The sequence below is a fragment of the Undibacterium sp. Tian12W genome (genome assembly GCF_049339405.1).
Classification (GTDB): Bacteria; Pseudomonadota; Gammaproteobacteria; order Burkholderiales; family Burkholderiaceae_D; genus Undibacterium.
In genome coordinates, this window is sequence record NZ_JBMPPK010000103.1 from 1 (window position 1) to 227 (window position 227).

The following is a 227-nucleotide window of genomic DNA, read 5'->3' on the forward strand; positions in this document are numbered from 1 at the left end:
TTGACTCCAAAGTTGCCGCTGCGACATCCTTCACAACAGCCATCGACACCAACGAAGAAATCGTTGCCTACTCCCTGCCAAGCAACACAGCCCTGGCCAAGGACTGGTTGAGCAAAGTGTTGGATTCCGCCACACAAGCATCCCAAATCGCTGTTCAAGATGCAGTCCTGACATCCATCGTCAACGGTGGTGGTGTTAAAGACTTCACACTGACAAGCAACACAGAC

1 protein-coding gene is annotated in these 227 nt (G+C 51.5%); it reads left to right on the forward strand.

Features of this window, described 5'->3' with window-relative positions; genetic code table 11:
* Positions 1-227, forward strand: a 227-nt coding sequence (locus tag ACO0LI_RS30800; RefSeq protein WP_423037754.1) for a hypothetical protein, incomplete at both ends; no start/stop codon positions are given.